The 419-nt window shown below is 67.1% G+C and carries 1 protein-coding gene; it reads right to left on the minus strand.

All coding sequences use genetic code 11. From position 1 onward, the window contains the following. Positions 1-419: hypothetical protein (locus tag ACT3UN_RS16570; RefSeq protein WP_444657676.1), on the minus strand; the 419-nt coding region annotated here is incomplete at both ends.

Genomic DNA, 419 nt, shown 5'->3' on the forward strand with positions numbered 1-419 from the left:
GGCGAAAAGCCCGGGCTGGAGGGACCGGAAAGCGTAGGAGACGAGGTGGTGGTCGTCGTCGAAATCGAACTCAGAGAGGACCGGCAGTAGCTGATCGGACACGCTGGCCGCGATGATCAGAACACGCCGGACTTCATCACTACCGTCTGCCATCTTCTGGATGTCGGAGTTGCCTGCCATACTCTCGGGCAGCACGTCCCCCGATCCCGATTCCGGGTTGTATGCGGCGGATACCTTGCGCCGCGCCGTGGTGTACCGACCGGCCACCGTCGAGGTGAACGCCACGCCGGTGAGGCCGGCCACGAGGAGCCCCCACGGCTGCTGCTTGCTGTAGCCGGCGGCGGTGAGGAACATCATCAGCCCGGCTGCGGAGGCGGCGACGAGGGCGACCAGGGCGGCGAGCCACACGTCGCGGCGTC

This window comes from Corynebacterium sp. AOP12-C2-36 (genome assembly GCF_052379185.1).
GTDB lineage: Bacteria > Actinomycetota > Actinomycetes > Mycobacteriales > Mycobacteriaceae > Corynebacterium.